This window comes from Micromonospora sp. NPDC093277 (assembly GCF_044765245.1).
GTDB lineage: Bacteria > Actinomycetota > Actinomycetes > Mycobacteriales > Micromonosporaceae > Micromonospora.
On the sequence record NZ_JBIWJO010000004.1, the window covers coordinates 477507 to 483613 of the forward strand.

5 protein-coding genes are annotated in these 6107 nt (G+C 69.7%); 4 read left to right on the plus strand and 1 reads right to left on the minus strand.

Going from position 1 to position 6107, the window contains the following annotated elements:
* The first annotated feature begins 71 nt into the window (after positions 1-71).
* Entirely contained in the window at positions 72-980 is a 909-nt protein-coding gene (locus tag ACIRG9_RS12500; RefSeq protein ID WP_402854199.1) for a LysR family transcriptional regulator, read from the plus strand.
* On the opposite strand, the gene ACIRG9_RS12505 is transcribed toward ACIRG9_RS12500, so the two are convergent.
* Entirely contained in the window at positions 977-1429 is a 453-nt protein-coding gene (locus ACIRG9_RS12505; protein ID WP_402854202.1) for a GbsR/MarR family transcriptional regulator, read from the minus strand. The two genes, ACIRG9_RS12500 and ACIRG9_RS12505, sit on opposite strands and share 4 nt — an antisense overlap.
* A gap of 88 nt (positions 1430-1517) precedes the next feature.
* Between ACIRG9_RS12505 and ACIRG9_RS12510 the strand changes: the two genes are divergently transcribed.
* The 3 genes from ACIRG9_RS12510 to ACIRG9_RS12520 form a co-directional block, all read left to right on the plus strand.
* Entirely contained in the window at positions 1518-2432 is a 915-nt protein-coding gene (locus tag ACIRG9_RS12510) for an ABC transporter ATP-binding protein (RefSeq protein ID WP_402854205.1), read from the plus strand.
* The gene (locus ACIRG9_RS12515; protein WP_402854207.1) at positions 2425-3216 is read left to right on the plus strand and encodes an ABC transporter permease subunit; all 792 of its coding nucleotides are present in this window, start codon (positions 2425-2427) and stop codon (positions 3214-3216) included. Before ACIRG9_RS12510 ends, ACIRG9_RS12515 begins: the two co-directional genes overlap by 8 nt.
* A 395-nt stretch (positions 3217-3611) precedes the next feature.
* A partial coding sequence (locus tag ACIRG9_RS12520; protein ID WP_402854210.1) for an ExeM/NucH family extracellular endonuclease occupies positions 3612-6107 on the plus strand: 2496 nt, incomplete at its 3' end.

The window sequence follows — 6107 nt, forward strand, 5'->3', positions numbered from 1 at the left end:
GCTCGCCAGTCATGCTGCCAACGAATGTTCAGCATCACTGCCATTCGTCAGCTGCATGGCAGGATGGCGGCATGCAGCCGCAGGCGCTCCAGGTCTTCCGTGTCGTCGCCGAGCACGGCTCCATCACGGCGGCGGCGCGGACCCTGAGTTACACCCAGTCCGCGGTGTCGCGGCAGATCGCCGCTCTGGAGGCCGAGCTCGGTTCGCCCCTGTTCGACCGGCTGCCGCGCGGCGTCGCCCTGACCGAGTCGGGCCGTTGCCTGCTCGCCCACGCCGAGGCCGTGCTCGACCGGCTCGACGCGGCTCGCCGGGACCTGGCCGCGCTCCGCGACCTGACCGCCGGCCGGCTGCGGGTCGGCGCGTTTCCGACGGCGGTCGCCGCGCTCGTGCCCCGGGCCCTGGCCGCCTTCCGGTCCGCCCACCCGCAGGTGGCGCTCTCCCTGGTTGAAGGGCTGACGCCGGGGCTGCTGGACCGGCTGCTCACCGGGGACGCCGACGTCGTCGTGGTCAGCGCGGCCCCCGACCGGCCCCTCGACGAGGACCGGTTCGACCTGCACCATCTCGTGGACGAGGTCCTGCTGGTGGCGGTGCCCCGGGCGCACCGGCTCGCCCACCGGCGCACCGTGCGGCTGGGCGAGCTGGCCGACGAGCCGTTCATCGCCGGTTCGGCCACCGCCGAGGAGAGCCTGTTGCGAGCCACCCTGCCGGCCGGCTTCCGGCCACGGATCGACATCGTGGCCGCGGAGTGGAGTGGCAAGCTGGGCTGTGTCGCGGCCGGGTTGGGTGTCGCCCTGGTGCCCGCGCTCGCCGTCCGGGCCACCCCGCCCGACCTCGCCCTGCTCCGGCTGCATCCCGACGACGCCTCGATCCGGCGGGTCTTCGCCGCCACCGCGGCCGGTCGAGGCCGGCCGCCGGCGGTGCAGCGGTTCCTCGCCCACCTCGACAAGGTGGCGGCCGGGCTGGGTGACCGGGCGGCCTAGCCGACCTGTCTGGTCTGCCAGCGGTCGATGAGCGCGGGCAGTTCGCGCCACAGGTAGTCGTAGAAGTCCCGCATCTCGGCGAGCCGTCGGCCGGCCGGGCTGTCGGCCCCGGCGGCCCTGATGCCCTGCTCGGCGGCGTCACGCATGACGGTCACGATGGCGTTCTGGCCGGACATGAGGGTGGCCCAGGCCCCTTCGCGCACGCGGAAGTGGTCGCGCCGGCTGCCGGGTGCCGGGACCCGCTCGATCAGCCCGACCGTCGACAGCGACTTGAGTGCGGTCGAGACGCTGCCGGAGCTGATTCCCAGGGCATCGATGATGTCCCCGGCGGTCATCGCCTCGTCCTGGGTGAAGAGCAGTGCGGCCAGCACCCGGGCGGTCATCCGCTGCATCCCACCCTGGGTGAGGGTGAGCGCCAGCTGCTCCGCCGGGCCACTCAGTGCCGTCATGCGCGTCCTTCCCGCCGTACTGCCATCGCCATCACTCTATCAGCTCTGAGGCTTCAGAAATCTCTGAAGATTCGGTACTGTCTGCGACATGAGCGCGGTAATCGAGTTGGAGAAGCTGACCAAGACCTACGGCGGCCGCCGGGGTCTGGTAGGTCTCGACCTCACGGTCGGGCCGGGCGAGGTGTTCGGCTACCTCGGCCCCAACGGGGCGGGAAAGTCGACCACGATCCGCCTGCTGATCGACCTGATCCGACCCACCAGCGGCCGTGCGCTGCTGTTCGGCCAGGATCCCCGGCGGCAGGCGGTGTCCCTGCACCGGCGGGTCGGCTACCTCGCCGGCGACTTCGTGGTCAACCGGCAACAGCGGGTCGGTGAATGCCTGAACTTCCTCGCCCGGCTTCGCGGCGACGTCCCGCAGGCCCGCATCGACGAACTGGCTGAGCGCCTCGACCTGGACCTCGCCGCCCGGATCGGGGCGCTGTCGAAAGGCAACCGGCAGAAGGTTGGCCTGGTGCAGGCGTTCATGCACCGGCCGGACCTGCTAATCCTCGACGAGCCGACCTCCGGCCTCGACCCGCTGGTCCAGCAGACCTTCCTCGACCTGGTACGCGAGGCCAGCTCCAACGGCCAGACCGTCTTCATGTCCTCGCACGTCATGACCGAGGTGGAGGCCGTCGCCGATCGCGTCGGCATCATCCGTGCGGGCCGCCTCGTTGCCCTCGACACCGTCGCTCAGCTGCGCGCCAGCACCGTGCACGACTTCCAGGTGACCTTCGCCCAGGTCGCGGGCCAGGCGGAGCTGGCCGCCCTGCCTGGTGTCTCCGGACTGACCATCGACGGTTCGACGGCCCGCTTCCAACTCACCGGCAGCCCGGACGACCTGATCCGGCTGCTCGGCCGGCAGCACGTGGTGGCGCTGCGCGCCACCACCCCCGACCTGGAGCAGACGTTCCTCACCTACTACCGCGCCGACGGCGCCGACCAGGAGCGGACCCGTGTTTGACGTGATGATCAGCAAGACCCTGCGTGACGGTCGCCGTGGGCTCGTCGGCTTCGTCGCCGGTACCGCCCTGGTCGCCGTGATGTACGCGGCCTTCTACCCGCAGGTAGCCGACGGGGCGATGGAACAGACCGTGCAGGGTTTCTCCCCGGGGCTGCGCGAGGCGCTCCGGATGGACGATCTCGCCTCCGCCGCCGGCTATCTCGGCTCCAGTGTGTTCGGCATCATTGTGCCGCTGATCGCCGTCGGCTACGGCATCACCGTCGGTACCCGGGCCGTCGCTGGCGACGAGGAGGCGGGGCACCTCGACCTCCTGCTCGCCCACCCGGTCAGCCGTACCCGCCTGGTCCTGGCCCGGTTCGCCGCGCTCGCCGCCGGTGCTCTCCTCATCGCCGGCACGGTGTGGCTCGCCATGCTCGCCATCCGTTCCGGAGCCCGTCTGGAGGACATCAGCGTCACCGAGTTCGCCGCGCAGTGCGCCGCGCTCGCCCTGCTCACCATCGCCTTCGGGACGATCGCGCTGACCGTCGGCGCGGTCACCGGCAACCGCGCGGTAACCCTCGGTGTGACCGCCGGCATCGCCGTCCTCAGCTACGCCACGCGCACCATGGCCGGCCTCGTCGGCGTCGACGGCCTCCGCCACCTCTCCCTGTTCCAGTACTACGACGGCGGGGAGCCGCTGCGGCACGGCTTCCAGTGGGGCCACCTCGCGGCCCTCGTCGGCGTCACCGCGCTCCTCCTGGCCGCCGCCGTTCGAGCCTTCGACCGCCGGGACCTGACGAGCTGACCGCAGGTCAGACGGCCATCCGACGGCCACAGTGGATGCCGCGGTCAACTCGTGCCGACGATGAGGCATCCCCGGCTGTACGGACGCACCGCCTTCTGTCACGATCATCTGGGTACGGCACCGGAATGAACCGGAGTCGCACCTGTCGTGTTCGGAACCATTACGCAACGCGAGCGAATAATTGAAATCAGCGGATAAACTGCGCTGGCGTCCGTTTCGTGGCTCGGCGCGCCGTTGTTCGATCTCCGTTGCATTCTGGCCGACAGGCCAACCTGTTCCGTACATCTGGTGGCTCCTGTAAAGACACCAATTGCGCTTAGGTTCCACCAGTCCATCCCCCCCTCTCGGAGGCAACAGCTTTGAAGCTCCGACCCATGCGCAGACACCCTGGCAGGGTGTTGGGCGCACTCGCCACGAGCGGTGCGCTCGCTCTGAGCAGCAGCGCCGCCTTCGCTGCCGAGCCGGCCGCGACCCCATTCATCAGTGAGATCCACTACGACAACGTCGGCACCGACACCGGTGAGGCGATCGAGATCGAGGCGCCGGTCGGTTTCGACCTGAGCGGCTGGCAGATCGTTCTCTACAACGGCGCGAACAATGCGGCGTACAACACTCGGACGTTGAGCGGCACGGTGCCGGCGGCCGGTGTGATGGTCGCCAACTACCCGACCGACGGCATCCAGAACGGGTCCCCGGACGGCGTCGCGCTGGTTTCTCCGACCGGCACGGTTGCGGAGTTCCTCACCTACGAGGGCACCATGACCGCGGTCGGTGGCCCGGCCGACGGAATGACCGGCACCGACATCGGGGTCGAGGAGACCACCAACACCCCGGTCGGCCACTCGCTGCAGAAGATCAACGGCAAGTGGAACCCCCCGGCGCCGAGCACCTTCGGCGTCCGCAACGACACCGTCAGCCCCGACCCGGACCCCGAGCCGGACCCGGAGATCGGCTGCACGGTCACCGTTGACCACACCATCGCCGAGGTCCAGGGCACCGGCAGCGCCACGCCGCTGGCCGGCAACCGGGTCACCGTCGAGGGCATCGTGACCGCCGACCACCGCACCGGTGGCTACAACGGCGTCTACGTCCAGACCGCCGGCAGCGGTGGCGACCGTCCGGTTGCCGCCGGCACCGCCTCCGACGGCGTCTTCGTCTACGTCGGCACGAACGCCGCGAACCACCCGTCGGTCGCGATCGGCGACCGGGTACGGGTCAGCGGCACCCCCAGTGAGTACAACGGCCTCACCCAGCTGAGCACCGCCGCCAAGGCCGACGTGCAGATCTGTGAGCACAGCGCCACCCTGCCGGCCCCGGTTCCGGTGAGCCTGCCGCTGTCCGAGGATGCCCGCGAGTCGGTCGAGTCGATGCTGGTGGCGCCGGTTGGCCAGTACACCGTCTCCGAGGTGTACAACACCAACCGGTACGGCGAGGTCGTGCTCGCCGCCGGTGACAAGGTGGCCCGCAACGCGACCGACCTGGCCCGTCCGGGTACGGACGCCGCCCAGCAGGTGGTCGCCGACAACAAGCTCCGGCGGATCCTGCTCGATGACGGCCAGACCACGAACCTGTCGACCGCTGGTCTGCTGCCGCCGTACATCTCGAAGGAGAACCCGCTGCGGGTGGGCGACTCGGTCGAGGCGTTCGGTCCGGTCGTGCTGTCGTACGGCTTCAGCGAGTGGCGTTTCCAGCCGACCACCCCGGTCAGCGCGGACACCCCGACGGTGAGTCGCACCACCTTCAAGGCCACCAACCCCCGTACCGCCGCCCCGGTGAACGTCGGCGGCGACGTCCGCGTGGCCAGCTTCAACGTCCTCAACTACTTCGTGCACTTCGGCGGCGACGCTCGCGGTGCGGCGAACGAGGCCGGGCTGGCCAAGCAGGAGGCGAAGATCGTCGCGGCGATCAGCGCGCTCGGTGCCGACGTGGTGGGCCTTGAGGAGATCGAGAACTCGGTCCGGTTCAACGCGAGCGACCCGCAGCAGGCGCTGAAGCGCCTGGTGACCGCGCTCAACGCCAAGGACGGCGCCGGGACCTGGGACTACGTGCGTAGCCCGGCCGAGCTGCCCGGCCCCACCGAGCAGGACTTCATCACCACGGCGATCATCTTCAAGCCGGCGAAGGTCCAGCCGAAGGGCCTGGGCCGGTCCGTCAACGACGAGACCGTCTGGTTCAACGCCCGCGAGCCGATCGCGCAGACGTTCACCGCGGGGGGCACCACCTTCACCGTGGTGGTCAACCACCTCAAGTCCAAGAGTGGCACCGGGACCGGCGACAACGCCGACACCGGTCAGGGCAGCTGGAACGGCGACCGGGTGCGGCAGGCCAAGGCGCTGACCACCTTCGTCAACCAGGTCAAGGCCGACGCCGGCTCCGACGACGTGCTGCTGCTGGGTGACTTCAACGCGTACACCCAGGAGGACCCGATGCAGGTCCTCTACGACGCCAAGTTCAAGGATCTGAACAACACCGGTAAGGCCACCTACGTCTTCGGTGGCGAGTCCGGCTCGCTCGATCACGCTCTCGCCTCGCCGTCGCTGGTGTCGCGGATCACCGGGGTCGACGTGTGGCAGATCAACGCGGTCGAGTCGTTCGCCTTCGAGTACGACGGTCTGGCTGCCTTCTACGAGGCGAACCCGTACCGGGCCAGCGACCACAACCCGGTCGTGGTGGGCATCAGCACCGGCAACAACACGAAGCCGGTGAACCTGCAGCTGCTGGGTATCAACGACTTCCATGGTCGGTTGGAGTCTCCGGCGACCGTGGGTGGTCAGCCGGCCGGTGGCGCTGCTCAGCTGGCTGGTCTGGTCGGTCAGTTGCGGGCGCAGAACCCGAACACGGCGTTCATCTCCGCCGGTGACAACATCGGCGCGTCGACGTTCGTCTCGGCG

Excerpts from the sequence above, each read along its gene's own strand:
- ACIRG9_RS12500 (WP_402854199.1), top strand. The coding sequence starts at position 72 with ATGCAGCCGCAGGCGCTCCAGGTCTTCCGTGTCGTCGCCGAGCACGGC.
- ACIRG9_RS12505 (WP_402854202.1), bottom strand. The coding sequence starts at position 1,429 with ATGACGGCACTGAGTGGCCCGGCGGAGCAGCTGGCGCTCACCCTCACC.
- ACIRG9_RS12510 (WP_402854205.1), top strand. The coding sequence starts at position 1,518 with ATGAGCGCGGTAATCGAGTTGGAGAAGCTGACCAAGACCTACGGCGGC.